The 26254-nt window shown below is 62.8% G+C and carries 24 protein-coding genes; 17 read left to right on the top strand and 7 right to left on the bottom strand.

The features are described 5' to 3' along the window. Positions 1–12 precede the first annotated feature (12 nt). Complete coding sequence (locus MOD31_RS05130) at positions 13–2049, bottom strand: beta-galactosidase (RefSeq protein ID WP_250820040.1); 2037 nt, start codon at positions 2047–2049, stop codon at positions 13–15. Between the two features lie 206 nt (positions 2050–2255). On the opposite strand from MOD31_RS05130, the gene MOD31_RS05125 reads away from it, so the two are divergent. The 5 genes from MOD31_RS05125 (at position 2256) to MOD31_RS05105 (ending at position 7506) form a co-directional block, all read left to right on the top strand. Continuing rightward, positions 2256–3542, top strand: a complete 1287-nt coding sequence (locus tag MOD31_RS05125) for an ABC transporter substrate-binding protein (RefSeq protein WP_142938075.1) — start codon at positions 2256–2258, stop codon at positions 3540–3542. Positions 3543–3592: 50 nt separating this feature from the next. Continuing rightward, on the top strand, positions 3593–4543 hold the full coding sequence (locus tag MOD31_RS05120; protein WP_166841807.1) for a carbohydrate ABC transporter permease: 951 nt from the start codon (positions 3593–3595) through the stop codon (positions 4541–4543). Then, positions 4540–5463, top strand: coding sequence for a carbohydrate ABC transporter permease (locus MOD31_RS05115; RefSeq protein WP_166841806.1), 924 nt, complete (start codon positions 4540–4542; stop codon positions 5461–5463). Before MOD31_RS05120 ends, MOD31_RS05115 begins: the two co-directional genes overlap by 4 nt. Before the next feature lie 22 nt (positions 5464–5485). Further along, positions 5486–6127, top strand: a complete 642-nt coding sequence (locus MOD31_RS05110) for a Poxvirus protein I5 (RefSeq protein ID WP_250820067.1) — start codon at positions 5486–5488, stop codon at positions 6125–6127. 104 nt (positions 6128–6231) lie between these two features. Next, entirely contained in the window at positions 6232–7506 is a 1275-nt protein-coding gene (locus tag MOD31_RS05105) for an MFS transporter (RefSeq protein ID WP_250820039.1), read from the top strand. 69 nt (positions 7507–7575) lie between these two features. On the opposite strand, the gene MOD31_RS05100 is transcribed toward MOD31_RS05105, so the two are convergent. Further along, a complete protein-coding gene (locus MOD31_RS05100) occupies positions 7576–9693 on the bottom strand; it encodes a DUF6807 family protein (protein ID WP_250820038.1) in 2118 nt (705 codons plus the stop codon). Positions 9694–9957: 264 nt separating this feature from the next. Between MOD31_RS05100 and MOD31_RS05095 the strand changes: the two genes are divergently transcribed. From MOD31_RS05095 to MOD31_RS05080, 4 genes are all read left to right on the top strand, one after another. Continuing rightward, on the top strand, positions 9958–10977 hold the full coding sequence (locus tag MOD31_RS05095; protein WP_250820037.1) for an acetylxylan esterase: 1020 nt from the start codon (positions 9958–9960) through the stop codon (positions 10975–10977). A 220-nt stretch (positions 10978–11197) separates the two neighbouring features. Next, complete coding sequence (locus tag MOD31_RS05090; RefSeq protein WP_223940835.1) at positions 11198–12334, top strand: 3-deoxy-7-phosphoheptulonate synthase; 1137 nt, start codon at positions 11198–11200, stop codon at positions 12332–12334. Positions 12335–12488: 154 nt separating this feature from the next. Continuing rightward, positions 12489–12701, top strand: a complete 213-nt coding sequence (locus MOD31_RS05085) for a helix-turn-helix domain-containing protein (RefSeq protein WP_017199160.1) — start codon at positions 12489–12491, stop codon at positions 12699–12701. 164 nt (positions 12702–12865) lie between these two features. Beyond that, positions 12866–12964, top strand: coding sequence for a 30S ribosomal protein bS22 (locus MOD31_RS05080; RefSeq protein WP_003792170.1), 99 nt, complete (start codon positions 12866–12868; stop codon positions 12962–12964). Positions 12965–13099: 135 nt separating this feature from the next. Here the strand turns inward: MOD31_RS05080 and MOD31_RS05075 are convergent, their stop codons facing one another. Together MOD31_RS05075 and MOD31_RS05070 are read right to left on the bottom strand one after the other, a co-directional pair. Beyond that, a complete protein-coding gene (locus tag MOD31_RS05075; protein ID WP_250820036.1) occupies positions 13100–14062 on the bottom strand; it encodes a DUF559 domain-containing protein in 963 nt (320 codons plus the stop codon). Positions 14063–14241: 179 nt separating this feature from the next. Further along, positions 14242–15105: an HAD family phosphatase gene (locus MOD31_RS05070; RefSeq protein WP_250820035.1), complete on the bottom strand. Its 864-nt coding sequence runs from the start codon at positions 15103–15105 to the stop codon at positions 14242–14244. A 197-nt stretch (positions 15106–15302) separates the two neighbouring features. On the opposite strand from MOD31_RS05070, the gene MOD31_RS05065 reads away from it, so the two are divergent. After that, positions 15303–15557 (top strand): glutaredoxin family protein, encoded by a 255-nt coding sequence (locus MOD31_RS05065; RefSeq protein ID WP_142938093.1) that lies wholly within the window; start codon positions 15303–15305, stop codon positions 15555–15557. Between the two features lie 76 nt (positions 15558–15633). After that, on the top strand, positions 15634–16341 hold the full coding sequence (locus MOD31_RS05060) for a redox-sensing transcriptional repressor Rex (protein WP_142938094.1): 708 nt from the start codon (positions 15634–15636) through the stop codon (positions 16339–16341). 47 nt (positions 16342–16388) lie between these two features. Here MOD31_RS05060 and MOD31_RS05055 read toward each other — a convergent pair whose 3' ends face one another. The 3 genes from MOD31_RS05055 to MOD31_RS05045 form a co-directional block, all read right to left on the bottom strand. Next, entirely contained in the window at positions 16389–17159 is a 771-nt protein-coding gene (locus MOD31_RS05055; RefSeq protein ID WP_250820034.1) for a hypothetical protein, read from the bottom strand. Positions 17160–17420: 261 nt separating this feature from the next. Continuing rightward, positions 17421–18143: a hypothetical protein gene (locus tag MOD31_RS05050; protein WP_250820069.1), complete on the bottom strand. Its 723-nt coding sequence runs from the start codon at positions 18141–18143 to the stop codon at positions 17421–17423. A gap of 190 nt (positions 18144–18333) precedes the next feature. Beyond that, positions 18334–18885 (bottom strand): YceI family protein, encoded by a 552-nt coding sequence (locus MOD31_RS05045; protein ID WP_024817916.1) that lies wholly within the window; start codon positions 18883–18885, stop codon positions 18334–18336. A gap of 207 nt (positions 18886–19092) precedes the next feature. Here MOD31_RS05045 and MOD31_RS05040 point away from each other — a divergent pair, with 207 nt between their 5' ends. From MOD31_RS05040 to MOD31_RS05015, 6 genes are all read left to right on the top strand, one after another. Then, a complete protein-coding gene (locus tag MOD31_RS05040) occupies positions 19093–19758 on the top strand; it encodes a histidine phosphatase family protein (protein WP_250820033.1) in 666 nt (221 codons plus the stop codon). A gap of 4 nt (positions 19759–19762) precedes the next feature. Then, complete coding sequence (locus MOD31_RS05035) at positions 19763–20368, top strand: TlpA disulfide reductase family protein (RefSeq protein WP_250820032.1); 606 nt, start codon at positions 19763–19765, stop codon at positions 20366–20368. Positions 20369–20373: 5 nt separating this feature from the next. Then, complete coding sequence (locus MOD31_RS05030; RefSeq protein ID WP_166841796.1) at positions 20374–21129, top strand: cytochrome c biogenesis CcdA family protein; 756 nt, start codon at positions 20374–20376, stop codon at positions 21127–21129. Further along, positions 21129–22844 carry a cytochrome c biogenesis protein ResB gene (locus tag MOD31_RS05025; protein ID WP_142938099.1) on the top strand — a complete coding sequence of 572 codons (1716 nt, stop codon included), beginning with the start codon at positions 21129–21131 and terminating at the stop codon, positions 22842–22844. Before MOD31_RS05030 ends, MOD31_RS05025 begins: the two co-directional genes overlap by 1 nt. Beyond that, complete coding sequence (gene ccsB, locus MOD31_RS05020; RefSeq protein WP_250820031.1) at positions 22844–23911, top strand: c-type cytochrome biogenesis protein CcsB; 1068 nt, start codon at positions 22844–22846, stop codon at positions 23909–23911. Before MOD31_RS05025 ends, ccsB begins: the two co-directional genes overlap by 1 nt. Positions 23912–24121: 210 nt before the next feature. Further along, entirely contained in the window at positions 24122–26254 is a 2133-nt protein-coding gene (locus MOD31_RS05015; RefSeq protein WP_250820030.1) for an Hsp70 family protein, read from the top strand.

The raw sequence follows: 26254 nt of genomic DNA, 5'->3' as shown, positions 1-26254 counted from the left end.
TCCCTTCTTGGGTCAGTCTTCCGCGATGACGGCCACGGCTCCGGCGGGTACCACCCCAGTGAAGCGTTCGCCGCTGAGCAGTTCGCCGCCGTCGGCCTTCACTGTGACGTCTTCCCGGCTGTGGTTGATGGCAAACAGGAAGGTGCGGCCGTTCGCGGCGCGCCGTCGGACAAGTTCGACGCCGGAAGAAACCTCAGCAACGGGTGTCACCCCTGCTTCGTCCACCAACCGGGCGGTGAGTGCGTCGATGCCTTCGGGGTCGGGGAGGGTTGCGAGGTACCAGGCTGAACCGGTGCCCACACTTCGCCGCGTCAGGGCCGGGACATCGGTGAGCGGGTACTCGGTGAAGGCTGCCAAAACTTCCGTATCCCCGGCGGCACGCACGTTCTCGCTCCACACGGATCCCACTGTTCCGGAGGCAAATACCGCGCCGTCGCTCAACGTGACCGAGGTACCGGGGAAGAGCGGGTGGAATTCTTCACCCCGAACGCCCAAAAGTTCACGGAAAGCGCCCGGGTAGCCGCCCAATCGAACGTGGTCCCGTTCATCAACAATGCCGCTGAAGTAGCTGATCAGCACGGTGGCGCCACCCTCCGCGGCTGCCGCGATGGAGGCGGCCGCTGAATCCGTGACGGCGTACAACGTGCACACCAGGATCAGGTCATATCCGGAGATGTCCGATGACGGGTGCACGAAGTCCGCGGTGATCCCGCGCTTATAGAGGGAACGGTGGAACGCCCGCATGGTGTCCAAGTACTTCAGTGAATTGCTCGGGTGTGAGTCCAGCTCGGAGGCCCACCAGGCTTCGTAGTCGAACACGATCGCGACCCGCGAGTCCACGCGGGAGCCTTTGACAGGTTCCAGCCTGGACAGCGCCTCGCCGAGGTCCACCACGTTGCGCCACACCTGCGTGTCGCGGCCGCCGTGGGGAACCATGGCGGAGTGAAACTTTTCGGAGCCGGCCTTGCTCTGCCGCCACTGGAAGAACATGACGGCGTCGGCACCGCGGGCCACATGCGTTAGTGAGTTCCGGAGCATTTCGCCGGGCATTTTGGGCTGGTTGTGCGGCTGCCAGTTGACCGCCGACGTCGAGTGTTCCATGAGGATCCACGGCTCACCGCCGGCTACACCGCGGGTCAGGTCCGCGCTGAACGCGAGTTCGATTTCCCGCTCCGGGTCAGCGGCCACGAGGTAGTGATCGTTGGCGATCACGTCCATGTCTTTGGACCAATCGAAGTAGTCCAGGGCCTTGGTGGCGCTGGAGACCATGAAGTTGGTGGTCGCCGGAACGTTGGGGGTGACGTCACGGATCACGGCCAGCAGCTCGCGGTAGTAGTCGATGAAGGCCCAGGAGTTGAAGCGCGCGAAGTCCAGCTGTTGCCCAGGGTTCAATGTAGTGGGAGCTGCGCCCGGCGGGATGATCTCGTCAAACGATGCGTAATGCTGGGACCAGAACGCCGTACCCCAGGCCTCGTTGAGGGCCTCGATGGAACCGTAGCGCCGTTCAAGCCAAGCGCGGAAAGCCGCTGCGTCTTCCTCGCCATGGAACTCGCCAACGTGGCAGCCAAGCTCGTTGTCCACGTGCCAGAGTGCCAGGGCCGGGTGGTTTTTGTAGCGTTCGGCGATGACCCGCGTCATGGCGGTGGCGTACCTGCGGTACACGGACGACGACGGCGTGTAGTGGCGTCGCGAGCCACGTTCAAGCCGGATTCCTTCCGCGGTAACGGGCAGGATCTCGGGGTATTTGCGGGCCAGCCAGGCAGGGGGAGAAGCGGTGGCTGTTGCTAGCGCGACCTTAATTCCGGCTCCGTGGAGGTTGTCCATGACATCGTCCAACCAGCCGAAGTCGTAGTTCCCTTCAGTGGGCTCCAGGAGCCCCCAGGAGAAAATGCCGACGCTGAGGAAGTTGACCCCGGCTTCCTTCATGAGCTCAATGTCCTCAAGCCGGATGTCCTCCGGCCACTGCTCGGGGTTGTAGTCGCCGCCGTATGCGAGTCCGTCGATGCTGTTCCAGACGGATGGACTGCGTGGGATTTCGGGGGAAGTCAAGGGGACTCCTTCGTCAGGTGGGCCGTGCTGGTACTGGAGGTACTGAAGGTATGAATGCAGCGTACCGGTCAAATTGCGATCTTTGGAAAACGCTTGCCCAGATCCGCCATTAGAGATATTGTATCGATTCAGAAGGAGTGTAAGCGAAGTCACTACCACGTTGTAGAGAACTCGGAAGCTTGCACCAACTGAGCAAGGAGGCTCTTATGTTCGATAGAAGGAAATTCCTCACCACGGTGGCTCTGGGCACCGCATCTGCCGCGTTCCTGTCCGCTTGTGGCCAATCCTCAACGGCAGGACAGACGGGTTCCGCGGAGAACCCCGTCACCATCACCTACACCTGGTGGGGCAACGATGACCGAGCTGAGCGCACCCGCAAAGCCATTGCGCTCTTCGAGTCCAAGAATCCGGACATCAAGGTCAACGGCAACTTCTCCGACTTCGCAGGCTACTGGCAGAAGCGTGCCACCGAAGCCGCCGGTGGTGGCCTGCCGGACGTGATGCAGTGGGACCTCTCCTACCTGCGTGACTACGGTCAGCGGAACCAGCTCCTGGACCTTGGCACCGTCAAGATCAACACGGACGCATTCGACAAGTCGCTCCTTCCCTCGGGCCAGATCCGCGGCAAGACCTACGGCATCCCCACCAGCACCAACGCCTTCGCGGTCTACTACGATCCCGCCAAACTCGCTTCCTTGGGAATCGCAGAGCCCGATGGCACGTGGAACTACAAAGAATTCAACACCTTCCTGGCCGAGGTTGGCGCCAAGGGCAACGGCACGTTGTTCGGTGGCACCGACTACACCGGCATTTGGTGGAACTTCAACATCTGGCTGCGCCAGAACAACATCCAGGCCTTCACCGAGGACGGCAAGCTTGGGTTCTCCAAGGACGATCTGAAGAAGTGGTGGAACCTTACCGCGGACCTGCGCGGTACCGGGGCAATTGTTGGCGAAGACAAGGCCACCCAGTTGCTGCCCAAGTCCCCGTTCGGATCCAATGTCACTGCCACGGAAGTTACGTGGGACAACTTCATGGCCGGCTACCTCGCTGACAGCGGTGCCAAGGAACTCAAGCTGGTTCCTGTCCCGTCGGATGACCCGGACAACCTGGGCCTGTTCCTCAAGCCGTCCATGCTCATGGTGGCCAGCGCCAAGACCAAGTACAAGGATGCTGCCGCCCGCTTCATTGACTTCATGGTCAACGATCCCGAGGTGGGCCAGATCTTCAAGACCTCCCGCGGTGTTCCTGCGTCCAAGACCCAACGCGACGGCACCACGTTCGAAGGCACGGACAAGCTCGTGGTGGATTACGAGAAGTCCATCGAGAAGTACCTCAAGGACGCCCCCGAGCCGCCCATCGTCGGTTTCGGCACCCTGGAGTCCACGTTCAAGCGCGTCACCCAGGACCTCAACTACGGCAAGCTCACCGTGGACGGCGCAGTTGATGCGTGGTTCAAGGAAGCCGAAGACCTTATCAAGCAGAACGCCTGATCCAGACACTCTGTGTCTGATCCGAGCTTCATAACTGACGGACTGATCCTGTGACTCAAAGCCCAACCCTGAGCAGGCGCACCGCTTCCGCTCCCACGCCGCCGCGTAAATCGCGCCGGCGCGGGGCGGACGCCCGCGCCGGCTACACGTTCCTGTTGCCCTGGCTGCTGGGATTTATCGCCCTGACCGTAGGCCCGATGATTTCCTCGCTGTACCTTTCCTTCACCAACTACAACCTCTTCGATGCCCCCAAGTGGATCGGCTTCGATAACTACGTCAGCCTCTTCCAGGACGAACGGTTCCTGCAGTCGGTGGGCGTGACCATGCAGTACGTGGTCTTCGGTACTCCGCTGAAGCTCGCGGCGGCGTTGGCGATCGCGATGCTGCTCAACAGCAAACGCAAAGGCCAGGGCTTCTACCGGTCCTCGTTCTACGCCCCGTCCCTGATCGGCGCGTCGGTGTCCATCGCGATCGTCTGGAAAGCCATGTTCGGCGATTCCGGCCCCGTGGACCAAGGCCTGTCCTTCTTCGGGATCAACCTCGGCGGTTGGGTGGGCAACCCCAACATGACCATGGGCATGATGATCCTCCTGACCGTCTGGCAGTTCGGCGCCCCGATGGTGATCTTCCTGGCCGGCCTCAAGCAGATCCCGGCGGATCTCTACGAGGCGGCGTCCATGGACGGCGCCGGACCGGTGCGGAAGTTCATGAATATCACCTGGCCCATGCTGTCCCCGGTGATCTTCTTCAACCTGCTGATGGAAACCATCCACGCCTTCCAGATCTTCGCCTCGGCCTACATCATCTCCAACGGTGAAGGCGGCCCGGCAGGGTCCACCCTCTTCTACACCCTCTACCTGTACTTGCGCGGTTTCTCCGATTTCCGGATGGGCTACGCCTCGGCGATGGCCTGGCTCCTGGTGATCGTGGTCGGCATCATCACGCTGATCTTCTTCAAGACCTCCAAGTCCTGGGTCCACTACAGCGGTGATGCAAAGTGACAACCATGGCAACCCCCACCCAGAACCAACCAACAACAACCACCCCGGCGCCGGTCTATAACCCGAAGTCCGAATCCACCACGGTCAAACGGATCAAGAGCACCATCTTCCACATCGTGGCCCTGGGCTTGGTGGCGATGGTCCTCTACCCGGCCCTGTGGATGATCTCCGCGGCGTTCAAGCCGAACTCGGAGATCGGCGGCGCCAACAACGCGCTGTGGTCAAACAACTTCAGCTTCGATAACTTCGCCACCGCCATGGAAGGCATCGGCGGGGTCTCCACCCTGACGTTCTTCACCAACTCGCTGATCCTGGCCGTCGGCGCCGTCGTAGGTACTGTGCTCTCGGCGTCCATCTCGGCCTACGCGTTCGCCCGGATCAACTTCCCCGGCCGTGGGCTGTTCTTCGGCATGATGATCGCCACCCTGCTGCTGCCCTTCCACGTGGTGATCATCCCGCAGTACATCGTGTTCCAGCAGCTTGGCCTCGTGGACACCTACGTGCCGTTGCTGATCGGCAAGTTCCTGGCCGCGGATGCGTTCTTCGTGTTCCTCATGGTCCAGTTCATGCGCGGCCTGCCGGCCGAACTGGACGAAGCCGCCCGCATCGACGGCGCCGGACACGTCCGGATCTTCGGGTCCATCATGCTTCCGCTGATGAAACCGGCCCTGATCTCCACCTCCATCTTTTCCTTCATCTGGAGCTGGAACGACTTCCTGGGCCCGCTGCTCTACCTGAACACCCCGGACAAATACCCGCTACCCCTGGCGCTGCGGCTCTTCGTGGACCAGACCCAGAGCTCGGACTACGGTGCCATGATCGCCATGTCCGTCCTGGCGCTCCTGCCCGTGCTGGTCTTCTTCCTGGTCTTCCAGCGCTACATCGTCGAAGGCGTCTCAACCCAGGGTCTCAAGGGTTAAGGAGTAGCAGAGAATGAGCACTATGAACGCCACAGGCAAGTCCTCGCCGAACCCCGGGATTCCGGTCAACCGCTTTGCCCTCTTCGCCGAGACCATCCTGGCGGGAGTCATCGTGCTCCTCCTTTCCGTCCCCTTGGTGACGGCGCCGGCTGCCTACGCGGCCGGCGTCTCCCACCTGGAAAGGCACCTCAGCGGCAGGGACGATTCCCTGCGAAGCCTGTGGGGCAATTTCCGCCGTGCGCTGCCCGGCAGTTGGAAGATCGGCATCACGACGGCGGCAGCCGCCGTCGTGATTGTCCTGAACCTGTTGCTCGCCCTGGTAGGTCAACTGCCCGGCCGGGCAGCGATCCTGCCCGCCACGCTGATCCTGGCTGCGGCCGGCGCCGTGCTGTTCCTGCGTATCGCCGCCAACTGGAGCGGGAGCGTGACCTGGAGCGGCGACGCAGGCCAGCAATCCGCCGACGTTCCCGGCCCGCAACGCTGGGCTGCCGCGTATGCCAATGCCAAGGCCGACTCGCTGCGCGACTGGACCGGATCCCTGCTGCTGCTCGCGGCCGTGTTCATGACGGTGGTCTTCGTGTGGATGCTGCAGGCCCTGTTCGTGATCGTCCCCGGGACCCTGGTTCTGGCCGCTGCCGCCATCAAAATCCGCGCCAATCGCTGAGTTTTTGTACAGCTAATGCCCTTTAGGAGCGCCCTTAAGGGCATCAGCTGTACAAAAACTCCACAAGAATCCGTCCCAGCCCGCTGAATCGAGCAGAACACTCCGTGTCGCCGCGCCCGTTCCCACTGCGCCCCAAATCCACCGCCCCGCGTGCCCGATCCACGGAAAGCTGGCATTACCCGCTGAGGCATCACAACTACCGGATCTTCGTCACTCTCTCCCTTGTAGGAAGTGGCGGGGTGTGGATGCAACGCCTCGCCCAGGACTGGCTGGTGCTGCAGCTCACGGGGAGTCCGGCCGCCGTAGGTGTCGCCGTTGCACTCCAGTTCCTGCCCATGCTGGTGGTGGGTCCAATCAGCGGAGTGCTGGTGGACCTGTTCCCTAAACGCCGCATCCTTCTGGTTTGCCAGTCCGTCGCCGCGTTGCTGGCCGCAGCTTTGGCTGTGTGGAACGCGACGGGCGGCACGGACGTCTGGGTGGTCTATGCGTCCTGCATAGCCCTGGGAATCACCAGTGCGATCGATGGACCGGCACGGCAGGTCTTCGTCAACGAGGTAGTGGGCGACGCCGGACTGCCCGCCGCAATCGGCCTCAACAGCGCAATAGGGCAGTTGGGGGCCATGGCAGGCCCGGCACTGGCAGGGGTAGTCATTGCCCAATCAGGTCCGGCCTCGGCATTCGCGGCCAACGCTTTGATAGGGGTTTCGGTCCTGGTGATGATCGCCTCCATCAGGCCCGGCGAACTGCACCATTCTCACGAGCCCACTGAGCCGGGTGCCCGGCGCGGCCAGATCCTGGCCGGTTTCCGCTTCGTCATCGCTCGTCCGCCCCTGCTGCTGACCATGCTGCTTGCGGGCTTACTGGGTGCCTTTGGCATGAACGGGCCCGTAGTCCTCGCCGCGTTCGCTGACGGAGTGTGGCATAGCGGTCCCGCAGGCTTTGGGCTCTTCAATACCGTCAGCGCCTTGGGCGCACTGGCAGGTGCGCTGGTGGCCACGCGCATCAAACGCTTTGGACGAAAAGGGATTGTGGCCAGCGCCGGGCTTTTCGGCTTGACGCAAGCCCTCGCTGCCGTGATGCCCACCCAGGAGTGGTTTGTGGTGATGCTCATTGTGGTGGGTTTCATGACCCTGGTGTTCCTCACGAGCGCGGCAACGGCGGTGCAGCTCGAGGCCGGCGCCAGCGTGCGTGGCAGGGTTCTGGCCCTGTATTTCCCGCTCCTGCTGGGTGGCCATGCTTTGGGCGGTTTGCTGGCCGGCTGGCTTACAGAAGACTTTGGGGTCCGGGCGGGACTGGTTGTCACGGGCGCACTGGGCATGGTGTCGGCGGCAGTGATTGGCTTGCTGCTGTGGCTCTACTCGGCTCGCCGGCGCGCCTAGCCACCCCCCACAAGCCGGCTTTTGTCCGTCCTCCCTGTTGATGAAAAGTGACGAGGACGGACAAGCGCGCTACATCCTGACGCTGCCCACCAGGTCCTCGATCTCCGCTGCGTCCAACGTTCCGTCGCTGATCCACACCGTGTTGGTCCGGGTGATCGAGTCACCTGCGGCCAGTTCTACGGCGGTGTCCCACGCCAGCGCCGAACCCACTGCGGGGTAGCCGCTGCACCGAACGAACCACGGGTCCGCCGACTCCAAAGGTGCGCCGAATACCAAAGTGGCAGGGCCGCCGTCGAACTCTCCCGTCCAAGCGAGCCACGGCGCCACCGAGCCGTGCACGGACGGCTCACCCTCGGCTGTGGAGGAGAAGACGCGCGGGGCGGTACAGACTGGAAGCCGCCAGAAGAATCCGCCGTAGCCGCTGCCGGCAGCCCCATGCGAACCGGGACTGCCCAGCGAAACATCCACGACGGCGGTAAGCCGGGTCTGAATGTCGAGTCGCCATGTGCGGGCGTCCAGGGGCGTGCGGCTCAGGGAACGGCTTTCCTTCAGGACCAGTTCACCGTCTGCTGCGAGCCAGCTGAGGTCAAGCGTGGTGTGGTCTTTTTCCCGGGAGATGCTCGCCGTTTCGATCCTGCCGTGGTCCTTCAAGTCCACGTACCTGCCCGTTGTTCTGCGGTAGCTGCGACCGCCCCAGAAGTTGCTGCCGTTGACGTCCTGCAGGGCAAATCCTGCGCCGAGGTGCCATACGTGGTCTGAGGGCAAGTGATCCGTTACCACCACACCGGCTTGTGTGGTCACCGGGTGCAAGTAGGGCCTCGGGGAGAGATCCGGCTCGAGGATGCTTCCGGTGCGGAGGACGGCGGCGCCGTTGTTGGAGGCGTTGGCGTTGGCGTCCACGTCAGGGGAGAAGAGTGCCTCGGCACCAGCGGTGACCGGCAGAGCCCAAGGAAGTCCCAACTCGGAGAAGGTAGCGTGGGCGCGGGTGGCGCGTTCCAGGATGTCCTCAATGTTCGGAATCACTGCGTGGGCTTGCTCGCCCGTTCCTACCCAATTCACGCATTCCGTGGGAATCAGCGCAGGTGCCTCTGCTGTTCGGATGGCTTCCACTACCTTCATGAAGGCGCCGCTGTGATCGAGTGGGCTGAGCAGCGGCATGCCGTGGGACAGGTGTTGGAGGAGGTTCTCCGTGAGATCGTCTCGACCGAACGTGTGAGCGGTTTCGCCCGCTTCGGTGCGGACCGTCACCCGGTCCTCCGTGTAGTGGAATATTGCCGTGCCTTCAGTGCCGTGGAGCGTGACATACGGTTCCACGGATTCGGTGGCGCACAGCGTGAGGGCGCAGGTGATGGGCAAACCGTTGATGGTCCGCATGCGGATCACAGAGGTGTCGTCCGCTTCGATGTCATTGGCGCGGTAGAGATCGGTGTCCACGGATACCAGATCCGCTGCTTCCCTGGCTCCGGCAATGCGGAGTGCGGTGGCAATCGCATGAGCCAGCGGATTGGTCGCCACGCCATCCACCACATCCACGCCGTCGAGGCTGCGTTTGCCTGCCCAGCGGGACCGCTTGTAATAGGCCCGATCCCGGACCCAGCGTCCCGTAGCGGAAATCCCCTTCAAAGTGCCGATACCCGGCAACTCTTCCGCCGCATCCCCGCCGGCCAGCTTCTCCAACGCTGCCAAGGCATGGGATCCGAGGCTCTGAAAACCGATCTGAACGCTGCGGCCAGCCTTTGCCGCCGCTTCCTGGAGGCGGAGGAAGTCGCTCATCGAGGCAACCGGGGGCTTCTCCAAGTAAAGATCAGCCTCGGAAGCAAGAACGGACAGCGCCAACGGGGCGTGGGTCTGGATGGGAGTTGCCACGATGATGACGTCCGGTCTATGCTCGCCGGCCAGCAGTTCGTCCAGATTGGCATGCACTGCCGTGGTGGCCGGCAAAGCTCCGGGTGCCGGCGGATTCGGGTCGGCCACGGCAACAAGGTCCACCAGGCCCTGGCTGCTTAGCCGCTCCAGGTTGCGGAGATGGTGCGTGCCGAAGCCGTGCACGCCCACCAGGGCGATTCGGGCGGGGGGAGTGGCGGGCCCAGTGGCACGTCCAGCGGCGCCGGCAGGCCCGGTTGACGCTGCAGTCCCGGTCGAAGCAGGCCTGTTGGGTGTTGGGCTACTGACGGACTTGGTGTCCATGGGCTCTCCTCGGCTGGCGCGGCGACGATGGCGCGTGACGCCGTCGTTTGGGTCTTCACAAAAGTGTTCGGGCGGGTTTAGGCTACACCTCAGCAAGCGCTTTCCCGTGGTTGGCTGTGTTTAGTTTAGCCTGATCCGCCTCCAAATGTAACGATTCAAATTGAGCAACCATTAGAGCCTCTCATGACGTAGGATGTCCTCAATCAGCCTTCGACTCCAGCAGCTCAGCCAGCTCAGTCAGACCCACCCGAACCGGAATGGACCATGCCCCTCTTCGACCTCCCCCTTGACCAGCTCCGCACCTACTCCTCCACGGCCGTAGCACCAGCCGATCTCAGTGACTTCTGGGATCGCACCATCGCTGAGGCCCGGGCGCTCCCGCTCAATGCCGTGTTCGAACCCGTGGACAACTACCTCAGCGTGATCAACACCTTCGATGTCACGTTCTCCGGCTTCGGGGGAGACCGCATCAAGGGCTGGCTGCACGTGCCGTCACAGCTTGAGTCGGGGGAGCAGCTTCCCGTGGTGGTGGAGTACATCGGCTACTCAGGCGGGCGCGGCCTGGTCAACCAGAACACCCGCTGGGCCCAGGCCGGGTACGCGCACTTCATCATGGACACCCGCGGCCAAGGCTATGGCGGCGTCTCCGGAGACACCCCGGATCCACACCCCTCGGCGGGCGAGGTCAATTACGCCGGGCTCATGACCCGTGGTTCCGGGCACCAGGACGATTACTACTTCCGCCGGGTCTATGTGGACGCCTTCCGTGCGGTAGAAGCGGCACAGAACCATCCCGCCGTCGACCCTTCACAGGTAATCCTTACCGGCGTGAGCCAAGGTGGCGGCATTACTGTTGCCGCTGCCGGGCTGACCGCTGGAAGGCTCGACGGCGTCATCGCCGCGCTGCCCGACGTCCCATTCCTGCAGGACTTCCCCCGCGCGATCGACATCAGCCCGCGTGGCCCGTACCCCGAGATTGCCGGATTCCTGGGCCGGCACCGCGAAAAGTATGAGCCCATGCTGGCAGTGCTGAACTACTTCGACGGCGTGCACTTGGGCCGTGCCGCTACAGTTCCCGCTCTATTCTCCGCTGCGCAAATGGATGACATCTGCCCTCCGTCAACGGTGTTCGCGAGCTACAACAGCTACGGCACTGGCTTCGGCACACGCATCGGCGGGGTTGAGAAGGACATCGAGGTTTACCGCTTCAACAACCACGAAGGCGGGCAGGAACACCACTGGATCAAGCAGCTGCAGTTCCTGCGCAAACTACTGTCATCTTGATGGAAGCGATTTGCCCGCGATGAAGAACCGCGGTTATGGTGTGGCTATGACAAACCGTTGGTATGCGTATTTTTCGTTGGCTCTGGAGGGGCCCGCGTCTAACTGACACGCATCCAACTTTCCTTCAGAGCCAACAGGGCAGAGATTACTCTCTGCCCTTCGCCATATCCGGCGGGTTCTGACAAGGGGCCCGCTCCGCATCCCGGAACAGGACCCAGACATGACCAGCATCGCTGCAGAACCCACACCGCTCCACCCGGCTGATTCCGCCCAGCCCGCCACCTCCAACCTGCGGGTGGCCCGTTTCGAACCGCTTCCGGCGCCCCAGGACCTCATCGCCGAGTTGCCGCTGGACGCCCGCTCAGCTGCCGTCGTCGACCGCGGCCGTGACCAGGTCCGCGCCATCATGGACGGCGTGGACGATCGCCTGTTGGTGATTGTGGGCCCGTGCTCCATCCACGATCCCAAGGCCGGGCTCGAATACGCCCGCCGGTTGGTCAGCCAGGCCGAGAAGCACAAGGAAGACTTGCTGATCGTGATGCGGACCTACTTCGAGAAGCCCCGCACCACCGTCGGCTGGAAGGGCCTCATCAACGATCCCCACCTGGACGGCAGCCACGACATCGCCGCAGGCCTGCGCGCCGCCCGCGGCTTCCTCAAGCAGGTCGCCGCCCTGGGCCTGCCCACGGCCACCGAGTTCCTGGAACCCATCAGCCCGCAGTACATGGCGGACCTCGTCTCCTGGGGCGCCATCGGTGCGCGCACCACCGAAAGCCAGATCCACCGCCAGCTCGCCTCCGGTCTGTCCATGCCGATCGGGTTCAAGAACGGCACCGACGGCGACCTCCAGGTGGCCATCGACGCGTGCGGCGCCTCTGCCGCTGAGCAAGCCTTCCTGGGAATCGACGACGACGGCCGGGCAGCTCTCGTAGCGACCTCCGGAAACCCCGATACCCACGTGATCCTCCGGGGCGGACGCAAGGGTCCCAACTACTCTGCCGACGACGTCGCAGCGGCCTCGGGCAAGCTTGCTGCCAAGGGCCTCAACCCTCGCCTGATCGTGGACGCCAGCCACGCCAACAGTGGCAAGAGCCATCACCGCCAGGCCGAGGTTGCACTGGAAATCGGTGCGCAGCTGGAAGCAGGGGAGACCTCGCCGATTGCCGGTGTGATGCTGGAAAGCTTCCTTGTGGGAGGGGCGCAGAACCTGGATACCGCCCAGCAGCTTTCCGGGGAGCAGGAGCTGGTGTACGGCCAGAGCGTTACGGATGCCTGCATGGAGTGGGACGTCACGGCCTCGGTTTTGGATCAGCTCGCGGCGTCGGCACGCAAGCGTCGCGCGGTGGTCGCGGCGTAGACCCGGTAACGCCGGGCAGATCTGTGTCGCTGGCTCTTTCACATTGGCCCCATCAGCCTCTAGAGTATCTAGCACATGGTTGTTTGATGGCTCAGCATCGGCACACCGTTCCACTGGGGGTGTCCTATCGTCTGAGAGCAAAGGAATATGGGAAATGTCCGCGGAGACTAACTTCTCGAATGCGCGTTTCATGACGGTGGCCGAGGTGGCCGACGTCCTGCGCGTTTCCAAAATGACCGTGTACCGCCTGGTTCACTCCGGAGAGATGCCCGCTGTAAGGTTCGGCCGTTCCTTCCGGGTTCCCGAAGAGGCTGTTGCCCAGTACCTCAAGGGTGCTGTGGTGGACGGACAATCCGAGACCGCCTGAGACTTGCCGCAGTCCGTCCTCCGGACCGTGGTCACAGGGTGCCTCTTTGAAGCGGTACTCTGTTAAGGAACGTTTTACGTCAATGTAAGAATCTGTCAGTTGTACTGTCTGCTTCCGCGGATCGGTTCCAACAGACAGGAACTTCTAGTTTGTAAGGAACTTTCGTGGGTTCAGTTATTAAGAAGCGCCGCAAGCGTATGGCCAAGAAGAAGCACCGCAAGCTGCTTCGTAAGACTCGCCACCAGCGCCGCAATAAGAAGTAGAGATACTTCATCAAGCGTGAATGCCCGTTGCCTCTCGAGGTGGCGGGCATTTTTGCACCCCCGTCGCTCTCTCACATCCTGCGGGGTTTTTCCGGTCGCTCTCTCACGTCCCGCGGGGTTTTTCCGGTCGCTCTCTCAGGTCCTGCGGGAAAAGCCTGAGCTGACGGCGGGATCCTGCCAGGCTGATCTCAGAGCGCGTTTAATCTTCCCAATGGCTGATGAAAAATGGTCCGCCAGGTCATCTTTTCCGAACTTGAGGACCGTCCAACCTGCTGCTTCGAATGCTTTGTCGCGTCGCCGGTCGCTAAATATCTGTTCCTGCTCAAGGTGATGGCCGCCGTCGTACTGTATCGCTACTCGCCGATCGCGGAAGCCCAGGTCCGCGGACGGGGAGAACGGGTCGCCCGGCCGGAGCTGTACCTGCAGCTCCGGTTCGGGAATACCAGCGTCCAGCATCGCCAAGCGGAGTAGCGACTCGGGTGCGGAGTCGGCGCCCACGCGCACGAGGTCGAGTGCTTCTCTTGCCCGAACCACACCCTGGAGATTCTTGTGCCTATCCACCATTTTGCGGAGCGCCTCAAGTGTAGTGAATGGTGTATCGCGTTCTTCGAACTCCAGCCTGGGAGTTCGGATGAGTTCGTCGCCCATGCAGACGAGGTCGGGGACCGGAAGGCGTCTTGCGAGATCCAACCAAGTCCGCGATCGAGTGCTGATCCAGATGCCACGGACAAACTCGATCTCGTCCTCGGAGGCGACTACCGTGTGCCCGATCACTCCCTTGCGCCGAACTGAAGGGAGATGCCTCGGCTTGCTGAGATGCAATTCGTTGGAGTCCGACAACCAAGGCGGAAGACAGGATCCATGTAGCCTCGCGGCCGTTACATGTGAAATCCAAGCGCCAGGAGTTGCAGCTGAGAGCGCTCTTGCAGCCGCTGACAGGTCGAAATTCCAGTCGGAAGGTCGATAAACACCTCGGCTAACGCCATCAATCTTGGTTCGGTTCCTTAGGTGCGATCGCTTGAGGCCCGCAACCTCGGCCTCGTCGAGAGTGAAGGGTGCAACCGTCAGTTGCGGAGGAATCGGCGTGAAGTTCTTCATACCGGCATTCTTGCCCAGATACGTTGAAGGCACCGGAAGTTATCCACAGGCTGTGTGAGGCCCGCGCGTGATGTGAGAGAGCGTTGGGTTTAGGCGCGCGTGATGTGAGAGAGCGTTGGGTTTAGGCGCGCGTGATGTGAGAGAGCGTTGGGTTTAGGCGCGCGTGATGTGAGAGAGCGTTAGACGTGGGGGCCGCGGAATTTCGCGAATCCGCGCCATAGACCGTAGACGGCTCCGCCGACGGTCGCGGCTTTGAGGCCGAATGTTGCGGCGCGGCGTCCGGAACGGAAATCGTAAACGGGCCAATTGTTTTCACGCGCATGCCGGCGCAGCTTTGCATCCGGGTTGATGACCACTGGATGTCCCACCATGGTGAGCAAGGGAATGTCATTGGCGGAGTCGCTGTAAGCCCAGCAATGGTCCAGGTCCAGCCCTTCGCGATCTGCAACGATTTGGACAGCGATCGCCTTGGCAGGTCCGTGCAGGATGTCGCCTACAAGCTTCCCCGTGTACACGCCGTCGTCCACCTCGCCCACGGTGCCCAGGGCGCCGGTCAGACCGAGCCGGGTGGAGATGACTGTGGCCACTTCGATGGGCGTGGCAGTCACGAGCCACACTTTACGGCCCACCCGGAGGTGTTGGTCGGCCAGCGCCTTGGTTCCGGGCCAGATCCGCGACTCGATCATTTCGTCGTAAACCTCTTCGCCCAAGGCCTTGATGTCCTCGACCGTAATGCCCGCAGCAAGTGTCAGCGCGGAGTCACGCACCGAATGGACATCTTCCATGTTCTCGCCGCGCATGACGAACTTGAATTGCTTCCAGGCGAATCCGGCGGCCTGCGAAAGAGTGAACGCTTTGCGCTCATACATTTTGCGAGCCACGTGGAAGAGGCTGGCACCTTTCATCAACGTATTGTCGACATCGAAAAAAGCGGCCTCGCCAGCGTACTTCCGCGCCATGTCCTTTTTGGTCGCGTCCCTCTGTACGGCGTCCTGCTGCACCAAGGCATCTGCGACCACGGCGGCGTTCTTCTCCTCGGGCATGCTTTGAGTCTAGTCAATCACCGGGGCCAGTGTTGAGGACGCACGGTGGCGTCACCCACGGCATGGGATGTGAGAGAGCGTTGGCCGGACGGGCATGGGATGTGAGAGAGCGTTGGCGGGACGGGCATGGGATGTGAGAGAGGGACGGCCGGAAGGGGGTGGGATGTGAGAGAGCGTGGGGCCGGTACCTTTGAGACATGGCTATTCCCGACGTCGTTCTCCTCACCAAAGCTGACTGCCACCTCTGCACGGAGGCTCGTGCCGCCGTCGAGCGTGTCACAAAAAGTCTTGGCGTTCAGTGGACCGAGCAGAAGATTGACGGCGACCCCCAACTGCAGGAGCGGTTCGCAGAGGAGATCCCGGTGGTGCTGGTGGACGGTATCCAGCGCGATTTCTGGAAGATCGACGAGCAGCGACTTACCCGGACCTTGAAGAAAGTCCTGGAGGGCTGAGGGTGGGGTTACCCGCAGGTAATGGCTTTTGTTGAGTCCGCCCGAGGGTCATAGAGTGGAACAACAAAGCGACGCAATGGAGAATACCGTGACTGCGCTGGAACCGTCCCCGGAAGCCACAACCGGAGACAATGAGCCTGCCGCCAAGCAGATCCCGCCCGCGGCCGTGGCCCGGATGACCCTCTATTTGCGTGCGCTCAACTCTCTTCTGGCCGAAGGCGTTGAACGGGTTTCCTCTGAAGCACTGGCGGAAGCCTCGGGCGTTAGCTCATCCACGCTCCGCAAAGACCTTTCCTACGTTGGTTCCTACGGGACCCGCGGCGTAGGTTACGAAGTCCAGAACCTGAGCCGCCACATAGCAGCAGCCTTGGGGCTGACCCACGACTGGAAGGTGGCGATTGTGGGCGCCGGCAACCTCGGCAAAGCCCTCGCCCGGTACGGCGGCTTCGAGTCCCGAGGCTTCGACGTCGTAGCCATTTTCGACGCTGACCCCATGGTGATCGGCAATGAAGTGGGTTGGTTGCGGGTCAGTGACTCAGCCGAGCTGGAACGGGTCCTGGAACGGACCCACACCAACATGGTGGTGCTGGCCCTGCCTGCCACGGTGGCCCAAGCCGTGTGCGACCGCGTCATTGCCGCAGGCATCCGGAGCATCCTCAGCTTCGCCCCGGTACTGCTGCAGGTCCCGCCGCACGTCAACCTCCGCAAGGTGGACATGGCAACCGAGCTACAGATCCTTGCCTACCACGCACAGCGGGCGCAGACACCGGGCCAGGCTGTTTAGCCTTCGCCGGGTCCGCGCCCGCGTGTACTGCTCGGAAGCGTGGGTGTTTAGCGCCCGTACGGATTCTGGTACGGGTTGCCGAAAGGCTGTGCCTTGCGGAAGTACGGCGCCGACGCCGGCAGGTACAGCAGAACGATCGCGGCAACACCCAGCAGGATCACAATGAGCTGCAGGACGCCGTAGGTGGCACCGAACTGGAACAAGCTGGTGAGGCCCAGAACAGAAATGGCAGCGAAGACCGTGCCCAGGATCCTTGCCCAGTTCTTGCCCTTCCGGACAGGGAAGGCAACCAGTGCGTAGAGGCCCAGGGAAATAAAGGCACCCACGATGGCACTGACGCCAATGACGCCACGCATGCCTTCCATGGACCCTTCAGGCAAATCGGTACCCTGCTGGGCCGCCTGCTGGTTCATGGCATTGATGAAGGCATCCGCACCGGTGGTGGCCAGAATAATCGAGCTGATGGCGGATAGAACTCCGGCGGCGATGATCATCCAGAAGGCGTAATTGACCATCTGCGGGACGGTGGTGGGTCCGGGCTGCTGGCTTGGCCAGTTGGTGTCCTGGCCGTACTGCGGAGCTGCGGGAGGCTGACCATACGGGGAGCCCTGCTGACCGTATTGCGGTGCGGCGGGGGACTGCTGACCATACTGCGGCGCGGCTGGCTGGCCATACTGCGGCGCGGCGGGGGACTGCTGGCCGTACTGCGGCGCGGCGGGGGACTGCTGGTCGTACTGCGGCGCCGGGGGCTGGGAGCCGTTTGTGCCGGGCTGGTTAGTGTCGCCCGGGTTTGACGGTGGGTACGGAGGGTTGCTCATGGCATTCCTTTGCTTGTTCGACTGCTGGTGCGGCCGCCGGGATCAGCAAAACGACCCTGCCCCCAGCGTGGTTCTGCTACCACCGTACCTCCAGGTCCTTGCGCTGCAGACGATCACACGCAGGTATTTCAAGCTGACGGGAAAAATCATCATGTGGGCTTACGCCTTCATGATGAAGGCCGCGGGATCCCTGGGGATTCAACCGCGGCCTTCAGCCTGCATTTGCGTCGAAAACGCCCGACGGCGGCAGCTGGGTACGTGTCAGGCGTGGCCCTTGACCGCCTTGAACCACAGCTGTGAATTAGGTAGCCACATCAGTACCACGGCTACGGCGCTGACCAGGAAGCCGAACCAGTTGCCACCCAGGCCCATCCCTGAGCCGCCGCCACTCGCTGCACCGAAGATTGCCAGCAGGAGGGAGATGCCGGCCAGGATGGTCAGGGCGAGGCGTGCCCACTCTTTGCCTTCCTTCATCTTCATGGCCAGGACCACCTGGGCGGCAGAGACGGCCAGGGTGAGCAGAAGGAGGATCAGTGCGATGGCAGCGAATCCTGGAGCGAACGCGAAGGCGGCGATCACCGCGAAGAAGGCGATGAGGCCAAACAACAATCCCAGGAGTCCGGAGATCACCCAGATGAAGTAGGAGACCTTCAGCTCCGTTGGCAGGCCCTGGGTTTTGAACATTCCCGAGAAGCCGCCCTGGGGCATGACGTCGTTGAAGTTTCGCGGTCCGTCAGTGGGCATTTCAAAGTGGAAACCCGGCTGGCCGGGTGCGGGCTGGGCCGGTCCGGGCTGTGAGTATTGGCCGGGTTGCGACGGCGGCTGGTAACCCTGCGGTGGCTGGTAACCCTGGGGCGGTTGGTAGCCGGAGGGAGGGACGTCGCCGCGCTGCGGAGGTTGGGGACCCGCAGGAGGAACAGTGCCGGGCTGCGGAGGCTGAGCGCCGGGCTGCTGTGGCTGTGGTGTTTCGTCTGGGGTACTCATGGCATCACTTTAGACCGCAGGTTGAAGGATGCATAGGAAATTCGGAGCTAACGCGCAGCTAAATACAGGCCTTTTGCCGAACAATTGCGAGGTGACTTCTCCCTACGCGAAACGGCGCCCCCACAGAATGAACTGTGCAGGGCGCCGTTTGCGGACGCGGGCCGGGAGTAGCCGGCCGGGTGGTGAAGGACTACGCGGCAGCCGGTGCGATGAAAGCGAGTTCCAGGTTGATGACAACCTTGTCGCTGACCAGGACGCCACCGGCTTCGAGGACGGCGTTCCAGGTAAGGCCGAAGTCCTTGCGGCTGATGGTGGTTTCACCGGAAACGCCGGCGCGGGTGTTGCCAAAGGGGTCCACTGCTACACCGTTGAATTCGGTCTCGATGGAAACTTCCTTGGTCACTCCCTTGATTGTGAGATCGCCCACGAGGTCGAAGCTGTTTCCGTTGGCCTTGACGTGCCGGGACACGAAGGTGATTTCCGGGAACTTCTCTACGTCAAAGAAGTCTTCGCCCTTGACGTGCCCGTCGCGGTTGACGTCGCCGGAGTCGAAGCTGGCGGTCTGGATGGTGGCGGTGACCTTGGAATCGGTCAGGGTTTCGCCAACTTCCAAGGTGGCCGTGGCGTCCTTGAACTGGCCGCGGACCTTGCTGATGCCTGCGTGGCGGACGGTGAAGCCGATTTCGCTGTGGGAAGCGTCGAGGGTCCAGGTGCCGGTGGTGACGGAAGCGGGGAGAGTCATCATGGTGTTGCTCCTATATCAAGTGGTGGGTACTGCGTGCTTGTCCGGTCGAGCTCATTGCTTGAAGCGTCAACCGAGCTTCGTACCCAGTATAAACATGCATATGCATCTTTTATTCCAACTCCACGGAACATTTCGGGAAAACTTTGAGTTCTACTAGCGGTAGAAGATTTCGGATCGCCCCGCTTCTTTGAGAAACTGGTAAACATGCCCCAAGCAACTGTCCATCTGCTTCGCCATGGCGAGGTCCACAATCCCGACGCCGTCCTCTATGGCCGGCTGCCGGAATTCCACCTCTCAGAGCGTGGCCGGGAGATGGCCCGGATGTTGGCGGACCACTTCACGGCCCGCGCCAGTGAAGGTGCCAAGATTGTGCATTTGGTAGCCTCGCCGCTGACCCGCGCCCAGGAAACAGCCATGCCGACCTCCGAGGCGCTGAACCTGGAGATCACCACTGATCCTCGCATCATCGAAGCCGAGAACCACTTTGAGGGACTCCATCCCACCAAGAGCGAGTTCCTCAAGCCCAAGCACTGGTTCTACTTCCGGAATCCCCTGCGGCCTTCCTGGGGCGAGCCCTACAAAGAGCAAGCGGCCCGCGTTCTGGCGGCTGTGGAAGACGCACGGGTGAAGGCGATCGAGCTCGGTGGCGACGGCGCTGAAGCCATTCTGGTGAGCCACCAACTTCCCATTTGGTCAACCCGTTTGACCGCTGAGGGCCGCCGCCTCGCGCACGATCCCCGCAAGCGTGAATGCACCCTCACCTCCCTGACATCCTTGACTTTGGACGATGCCGGCAAGATCGTGCGCGTCGAATACACCGAGCCTGCTGCCGTTCTGCTCCCCGGCGCGGCGAGCACCCCGGGGGCATAGAGGCATGGACAACAATCTTTCACGCCGCGGCGTGCTGACCGCCGGTGGAGTTCTCCTGGCAGGACTGACCATGGGCCTGTCCGCATGCGCTCAGGAAGAGTCCCTTGCCAAGCAGGCCAAGGCCGGCGATAACAAGAACTACGTGGCAGGCGACGGCTCGGTGACGGAATTCGCGAAGGCTGACCGCGCAGCTCCGGTGGCGCTCAAGGGCACTTTGTTTAATGGACAGACCGTCAAGCCTGAGGATCTCCAGGGCAAAGTCACCGTGCTCAACTTCTGGTTTGCCGCCTGCGCTCCGTGTCGCATCGAAGCTCCCCAGCTTGAAGCCCTGCACCAGGACTTCAAGGACCAGGGAGTCCAGTTCTTCGGCGTTAACCTTCGTGACGAAAAAGCCACCGCTGAGGCCTTCGACAAGACCTTCAACATCACCTACCCGAGCTTCGATGACAAGGACGGCGCAGTGCTGCTGTCCGTGTCCGGCATTGTCCCTCCAGGTGCGGTTCCCACCACCCTGGTCCTGGACAAGGAAGGCAAGGTTGCCTCCCGCGTGCTGGGCGAGATTGAGAAGAGCACCCTAAAGGCCCTCATCACCTCCGCAGCGGCGGAGTAGCACCCATGAACAGTCCATTCGCCGAGACGATCCTCAACGGATCACTGCTGCTGGCTGTGCCGGTGGCATTGCTGGCCGGGCTGGTCTCCTTCCTTTCGCCGTGCGTCCTGCCGCTGGTCCCTGGTTACCTTGGCTACGTCACGGGACTGACCGGCGTCGACCTCCAAAAGCAGCGGCGAGGCCGTATGCTGGCCGGAATCGGGCTGTTCGTCCTGGGATTCTCGGTGATTTTTGTCCTCTTGGGCGGTGCTTTCGGGCAGCTTGGAACGTTGCTGACGGGTCCGCAAAACGCCTGGATCACTCAACTGCTGGGCATTCTGGTGATCATCATGGGCGTGGTGTTCATGGGTGGTTTCGGCTGGCTCCAGCGGGACGCGAAAATCCATGCCAAACCGCCGGCAGGCTTGTGGGGCGCTCCGCTCCTGGGGCTGACGTTCGGCTTGGGTTGGGCGCCCTGCATTGGTCCGACGTACTCCGCGGTACAGTTGCTGAGCTTGTCCGGCGGTTCGTCGGCGGCCAAGGGTGCCCTCCTGGCGTTCGTTTACAGCCTTGGCCTTGGCATTCCGTTCCTCCTGATTGCGTTGGCTGTACGCCGGGGCATGGGAGTCATGTCCTTCTTCCGAAAGCATCGGCTGGCCATCCAGCGGATCGGCGGAGGCATTCTGATTTTGCTCGGCATCCTGATGGCCACCGGAGTGTGGGGAGCCTGGGTGACCGAGTTGCAGTACTGGTTCCAAAACGATGTGAAGTTGCCAATCTGATGAGCGAGTCCGTGAAAGCCAAGAAGAAGTCACCAGCCGCTGAGAACACAGCGGACGGAAAACTCCAGCAGGCCAAGTCCGAGGCTGCCCTGCCCGCGCTTGGTTTCAAGGGCATGCTCCGGTGGTCCTGGACCCAACTGACCAGCATGCGCACGGCTCTGTTCCTGCTGCTCCTGCTGGCCGTTGGCGCGGTCCCGGGTTCCCTGTTTCCGCAGCGGCCGGCCAATCCGGTGGTGGTTACTGACTGGATCAGGAACAACCCAACAACCGGCCCATTCCTGGACGCCCTCCAGATGTTCGACGTCTATTCCTCGGCCTGGTTCTCGGCCATCTACATCCTGCTGTTCATTTCCTTGATCGGCTGCGTTACTCCCCGCGCCATTGCCCATTACAAGGCCATGAAGTCTCAGCCGCCGCGCACTCCCAGGCGCCTTTCGCGCCTGCCGGAATACGGCACTCTGGCGCTGCCCGCCGACGCCGGGATCCCGGCGTCGAAGGCCGTCACCGATGCCGCCGGGCTGCTCAAGAAGCGCGGCTACCGCGTGGAAGTCAGGGACGTCGACGGCGACCTGCCGTCCTTGGGTGCCGAGCGCGGCTTCCTGAAGGAAGTGGGGAACCTGGTGTTCCACACCTCATTGATCGGGGTGCTGGTGTCCGTGGCCATTGGTGGCCTTTTCGGGTACAGCGGCCAGCGAATCCTGGTGGAGGGCGACACGTTCGTCAACACCCTGGTGGGCTATGACCAATTCACTCCGGGTACCAACTTCCAGAGCAGTTCACTCCAGCCGTACTCCATGCAATTGGACAAGTTCGAGGCCACGTTCGATCGCGGTGAGTCTCCCGGCAAGGCCGGCCAGCCCATCGATTACACCGCTGAGGTGACCACCAAGGAAACCCCTGATGCGCCGGGCAAGAAGGAAACACTGAAGGTCAACGACCCCGTTTCCCTCGGAGGAACCAGCCTTTATCTCACCGGAAACGGCTACGCGCCCATGGTCACTATCCGCGATGGGGAGGGCAACGTCTCCTTCGAAGGGCCAGTGATTGCCAAGGTCCAGGGCGACAACTATTACTCGTCCGTGGTCATCAAGGTCCCGGATGCCAAGCCGGAACAGCTGGGCTTTGTGGGCTTCTTCCTTCCGACGGCGTTCGTTACAGAGACCGGCACCTCGTTCAGCGCTTCCCCGGAACTCTTCAACCCCCAGCTGAGCCTGAATTCCTTCTACGGAGACCTCGGCCTGGACAAGGGCGTGCCCCAGAACGTGTTCGAGCTGGACGTCAAGGACCTGAAACCACTCAACGCCCGCGACCTCGCTGCAGGCGGCATCACCTTGACGCCCGGAGCCACCGTGGACCTGCCCGAAGGCAAGGGCAGCATCACGTTCGATGGCGTCAAGAAGTACATCGGCGTGGACATCCACCACAACCCCGGCCAGCTGTACGCCTTGATCTTCGGCTTCCTCGCAGTCGCCGGTTTGGTCATGTCGCTGTACATCAACCGCCGCCGTGTCTGGGTCCGCACCGGAACCCACTCCGATGGCCGCACCATGGTGGAATACGGCCTGCTGGCTCGCGGTGAAGACCACCGCCTCGCCGGTGAAGCAGCAGCCCTCCGCGAGATCTTTGCCCGGGAATGGAACATCCCGGAAACGCCGGCCACGCCGGACACCGCTACAACAACTGCAGGATCTTCCTCAACCTCGAAGGACCAGTAATGCCCGTCATCAACGAAACCCTGGGCCAGTACAGCGAGCTGTTCATGCTGTTGGCCGCCGGCACGTACACCGTGGCGTTCATCGCCTTTGCCTGGGACCTGGCCAAGAGCAGCAAGATGCTCCGCGCCGTGGACCAGAAGGCTGCGGCCTGCACCACCGACCACAAGGTGAGCGTTGCTGCGGGCCGTGTCGCGGCAGGTTTGGGAGGTCCCGACGCCGGTGGGCCGGCTGGCCGCGCCGAGCGTCCGACGTCGGGCCTCACCGTTGAGGGCGGTACCGCCGCCGGTGACATGAAGTACGCAGGCGAACGCCGCGCTCCTGCCCGCGTGGCCGTCGCGCTGACCGTGCTGGGTGTGCTGATCCATGGTGCGGGTGTGGTGACGCGTGCCTTCGGTGCAGGCCGCGTGCCGTGGGGCAACATGTACGAGTTCCTCACCACCGGTGCTTTCGTGGCAGTGGCTGTCTTCCTTGTAGTCCTCATCCGTAGGGATCTCCGCTTCCTGGGCACGTTCGTGATCGGCTTGGCCATCATCATGCTGGTAGCGGCTTCGGCTGCTTTCTGGACTCCAGTGGGCCATTTGGTTCCGGCGCTGCAGAGTTACTGGTTGATCATCCACGTCTCCATCGCAGTGCTGTCCTCTGCACTGTTCACCCTGACGTTTGCCATGTCCGTGCTGCAGTTGCTGCAATCGCATCGCCAAAAGAACCTGGCTGCCGGCCGTGCGGACAAGTTGGGCTTCATGCGCCTGGTTCCGAACGCCTTGAGCCTTGAGAATCTCTCCTACCGCATTAACGCCATCGCTTTCATCGGCTGGACGTTTACCCTCATGTTCGGGGCGATCTGGGCTGAGAAAGCCTGGGGCCGCTTCTGGGGCTGGGACCCCAAGGAAGTGTGGACCTTTGTGATCTGGGTGGTCTACGCGGGCTACCTGCATGCGCGGGCCACACGCGGTTGGACCGGAACCCGTGCCGCATGGTTGTCAATTGTTGGCTACGCCTGCGTCATCATCAACTTCACGCTCGTCAATACCGTTTTCAACGGTCTGCACTCCTACTCGGGGCTTTAGGCCGAGGGGCCTGCCGCTTTGGCCCTCTGAGCAGGGGCTTTGCTCCTGCACGCGGATGACGGTCGCGGAGTATGACAAATCGGTGTAGCAATCATGACAATTTGGTGTTGCAACTAAGCCTTTTGCCCATCAGGGGCAGGTGCTACCTTGTTCAGGACCCGCTTGTGATGCAGCCCGCTAGCGACGCGCCGTGACCTTTTCGAGGTAACCATGAGCTATGTTCTCGCCATCGATGTCGGAACAAGTTTTACCGCCGCAGCCCTTGTCAAGCCCTGCCAAGGACCCACTCCAACCCCTGAAATTCTCTCGTTGGGATTGCATGGCAGTGCCGTGCCCTCGGTGCTGTTTTATGCCGGCGACGGCCGGGTGCTGGTAGGAGAAGCCGCCGAACGTCGCGGTCTGGACGACCCCCAACGCATGGTGCGGGAGTTCAAGCGCCGCATAGGTGACTCCGTTCCCCTCGCTGTGGGCGAAAGCTGGCTGGCACCAGAGGACGTGTACGCCACCATGGCCCGATGGGTGGTGGATAAGGCCCAAGAGCGCGAGGGCACCGCGCCGACGTCGATCATCATGACCCACCCTGCAGCGTGGGGTCAGCACCGCACCTCACTGGTCCTGGCAGCGCTCACCATGGCAGGCCTGCAGGACATCACCCTGATCAGCGAGCCGGAAGCGGCTGCGCTGCACTACGCCTCCCAAACGCGCGTGGAGGACGGCAGCATCATCGCGGTGTACGACCTCGGCGGCGGTACGTTCGACACCGCAATCCTTCGCAAAGCCGGAGCGGGCAACTTTGAGCTATTGGGCCGTCCGGACGGCATTGAAACTCTGGGCGGCGCCGATTTCGACGCCGCCGTCCTGCGCCACGTCATGGGTCACCTTGGCGACGGCCCGGCCATGGACCCGGCCTCTCCCGAGACCTTGGCTGCACTGGCGCGGTTGAGGCGGGAATGCCGGGAAGCCAAGGAGGCACTCTCACTGGACAGCGAAGCCAGCGTGGCCGTATCCCTGCCCGGAACCCAGACGTCGGTGCGGCTGGTCCGCTCCGAATTCGAGGCGATGATCGAGGCCCCTGTCAGGGATACCGTGGACGCCCTCCAACGCAGCCTGAGAACCATCAACCTCCAAGCCCAGGATCTCAGCGCAGTGCTGCTCATCGGCGGGTCTTCCCGGATTCCACTCGTGGCAGAGCTGATTTCCGTGGAACTTGACCGTCCAATCGCCGTTGACGCCGATCCCAAATCGTCTATCTGCCGTGGCGCTGCTGTCGCTGGCCTGCTCTCGCAGGGGGCGGACGCAGTGGATGCCGCGGCAGCCTCGGCCACGGCCGCTTCAGTTCCGGCCGCTGCAGCCTTGCCATCCGGGCCTGTAAAAACAAGCGCGGCGGCTGCGATGCGGAGGCCGCACGTCCCGGGCAGGGCTCCGGCATTCAACCACCCCAAATCCAGTGTGACCACACCAGGCCGGCATGCCCCGCGGCCCCGCGTGCGGATGGCGGCAGCAGCCGCTGCGGCCGCTGCCGCGCTGACCATCGCGACTGCCACGGCGGCCCAAAGCCCCGCAGGCTCAGGACTGCTGGCCACCATGTTCGGCAATCAGGCAGCGGATGTCATGCGCGACGGCGGTGCTCAGGCAGCCGGGGCACAGGCTCCCGGCGCCCAAGGCAACGGCGCTGGAGGCGCAGGGGGTTCGATCCCGGTTGTCGGAGGACTGGCGGGCGGTCTCGAAGCGAGCGCCAGGGCGGGCGTCACGAGGGCTGGATCCAACGGAAAGGCGCCAGCCAAAGGTGCAAACACTCAGGGTACGAACCCCGGGTCAACCAGCGCGGGCACCGGTGGTACAGGAAGCGCCGGGTCCGGCTCCGGTACCACTGCCGGGACGGGAACCGGCGCGGCCGGCACCACCCCACCGGTTGCGCCGGGGGCGTCCACCCCACCGGCTGCACCGGCTCCGGGTACTCAGACGCCGGGTACCCAGGCCCCGGGTACCCAGGCTCCAGGTACCCAGACCCCGCCAGCGACCCCTGCACCTGATCCCACAGGAGGTGCCGCCAGCGGACCGACTCCGCCACCGACCACAACACCGCCAACGACCGAGCCCACCACCCCACCGGTAACAGAACCGACAACACCTCCGAGTACTCCCGCGGACCCAGTGACTCCACCCCCAACGCCGGAACCGACCGTGCCGGCGCCCGAGCCGACGGTGGTCCAAGACCCTCCACCCCCGGCACAGGAACCAATACTGCCGCAAGAGACCACACCGCCGGCCGTCCCTGACCCGGCTCCGTTACCAACGGAAACCAGCCCCGCTGCGGATCCGTCGCTGCTCTCGGCGGTCTAA

This window comes from Paenarthrobacter sp. TYUT067 (genome assembly GCF_023656375.1).
Lineage (GTDB): Bacteria > Actinomycetota > Actinomycetes > Actinomycetales > Micrococcaceae > Arthrobacter.
Note: the sequence above shows the minus strand (reverse complement) of the source record. Positions and strands in the feature narration are given on the sequence as shown.

Bases quoted from the DNA above. Each gene is read 5' to 3' on its own strand.
- MOD31_RS05125 (WP_142938075.1), top strand. From the start codon at position 2,256: ATGTTCGATAGAAGGAAATTCCTCACCACGGTGGCTCTGGGCACCGCA.
- MOD31_RS05110 (WP_250820067.1), top strand. From the start codon at position 5,486: ATGAACGCCACAGGCAAGTCCTCGCCGAACCCCGGGATTCCGGTCAAC.
- MOD31_RS05100 (WP_250820038.1), bottom strand. From the start codon at position 9,693: ATGGACACCAAGTCCGTCAGTAGCCCAACACCCAACAGGCCTGCTTCG.
- MOD31_RS05095 (WP_250820037.1), top strand. From the start codon at position 9,958: ATGCCCCTCTTCGACCTCCCCCTTGACCAGCTCCGCACCTACTCCTCC.
- MOD31_RS05090 (WP_223940835.1), top strand. From the start codon at position 11,198: ATGACCAGCATCGCTGCAGAACCCACACCGCTCCACCCGGCTGATTCC.
- MOD31_RS05085 (WP_017199160.1), top strand. From the start codon at position 12,489: ATGTCCGCGGAGACTAACTTCTCGAATGCGCGTTTCATGACGGTGGCC.
- MOD31_RS05075 (WP_250820036.1), bottom strand. From the start codon at position 14,062: ATGAAGAACTTCACGCCGATTCCTCCGCAACTGACGGTTGCACCCTTC.
- MOD31_RS05070 (WP_250820035.1), bottom strand. From the start codon at position 15,105: ATGCCCGAGGAGAAGAACGCCGCCGTGGTCGCAGATGCCTTGGTGCAG.
- MOD31_RS05065 (WP_142938093.1), top strand. From the start codon at position 15,303: ATGGCTATTCCCGACGTCGTTCTCCTCACCAAAGCTGACTGCCACCTC.
- MOD31_RS05060 (WP_142938094.1), top strand. From the start codon at position 15,634: ATGGAGAATACCGTGACTGCGCTGGAACCGTCCCCGGAAGCCACAACC.
- MOD31_RS05055 (WP_250820034.1), bottom strand. From the start codon at position 17,159: ATGAGCAACCCTCCGTACCCACCGTCAAACCCGGGCGACACTAACCAG.
- MOD31_RS05050 (WP_250820069.1), bottom strand. From the start codon at position 18,143: ATGAGTACCCCAGACGAAACACCACAGCCACAGCAGCCCGGCGCTCAG.
- MOD31_RS05045 (WP_024817916.1), bottom strand. From the start codon at position 18,885: ATGACTCTCCCCGCTTCCGTCACCACCGGCACCTGGACCCTCGACGCT.
- MOD31_RS05040 (WP_250820033.1), top strand. From the start codon at position 19,093: ATGCCCCAAGCAACTGTCCATCTGCTTCGCCATGGCGAGGTCCACAAT.
- MOD31_RS05035 (WP_250820032.1), top strand. From the start codon at position 19,763: ATGGACAACAATCTTTCACGCCGCGGCGTGCTGACCGCCGGTGGAGTT.
- MOD31_RS05030 (WP_166841796.1), top strand. From the start codon at position 20,374: ATGAACAGTCCATTCGCCGAGACGATCCTCAACGGATCACTGCTGCTG.
- MOD31_RS05025 (WP_142938099.1), top strand. From the start codon at position 21,129: ATGAGCGAGTCCGTGAAAGCCAAGAAGAAGTCACCAGCCGCTGAGAAC.
- ccsB (WP_250820031.1), top strand. From the start codon at position 22,844: ATGCCCGTCATCAACGAAACCCTGGGCCAGTACAGCGAGCTGTTCATG.
- MOD31_RS05015 (WP_250820030.1), top strand. From the start codon at position 24,122: ATGAGCTATGTTCTCGCCATCGATGTCGGAACAAGTTTTACCGCCGCA.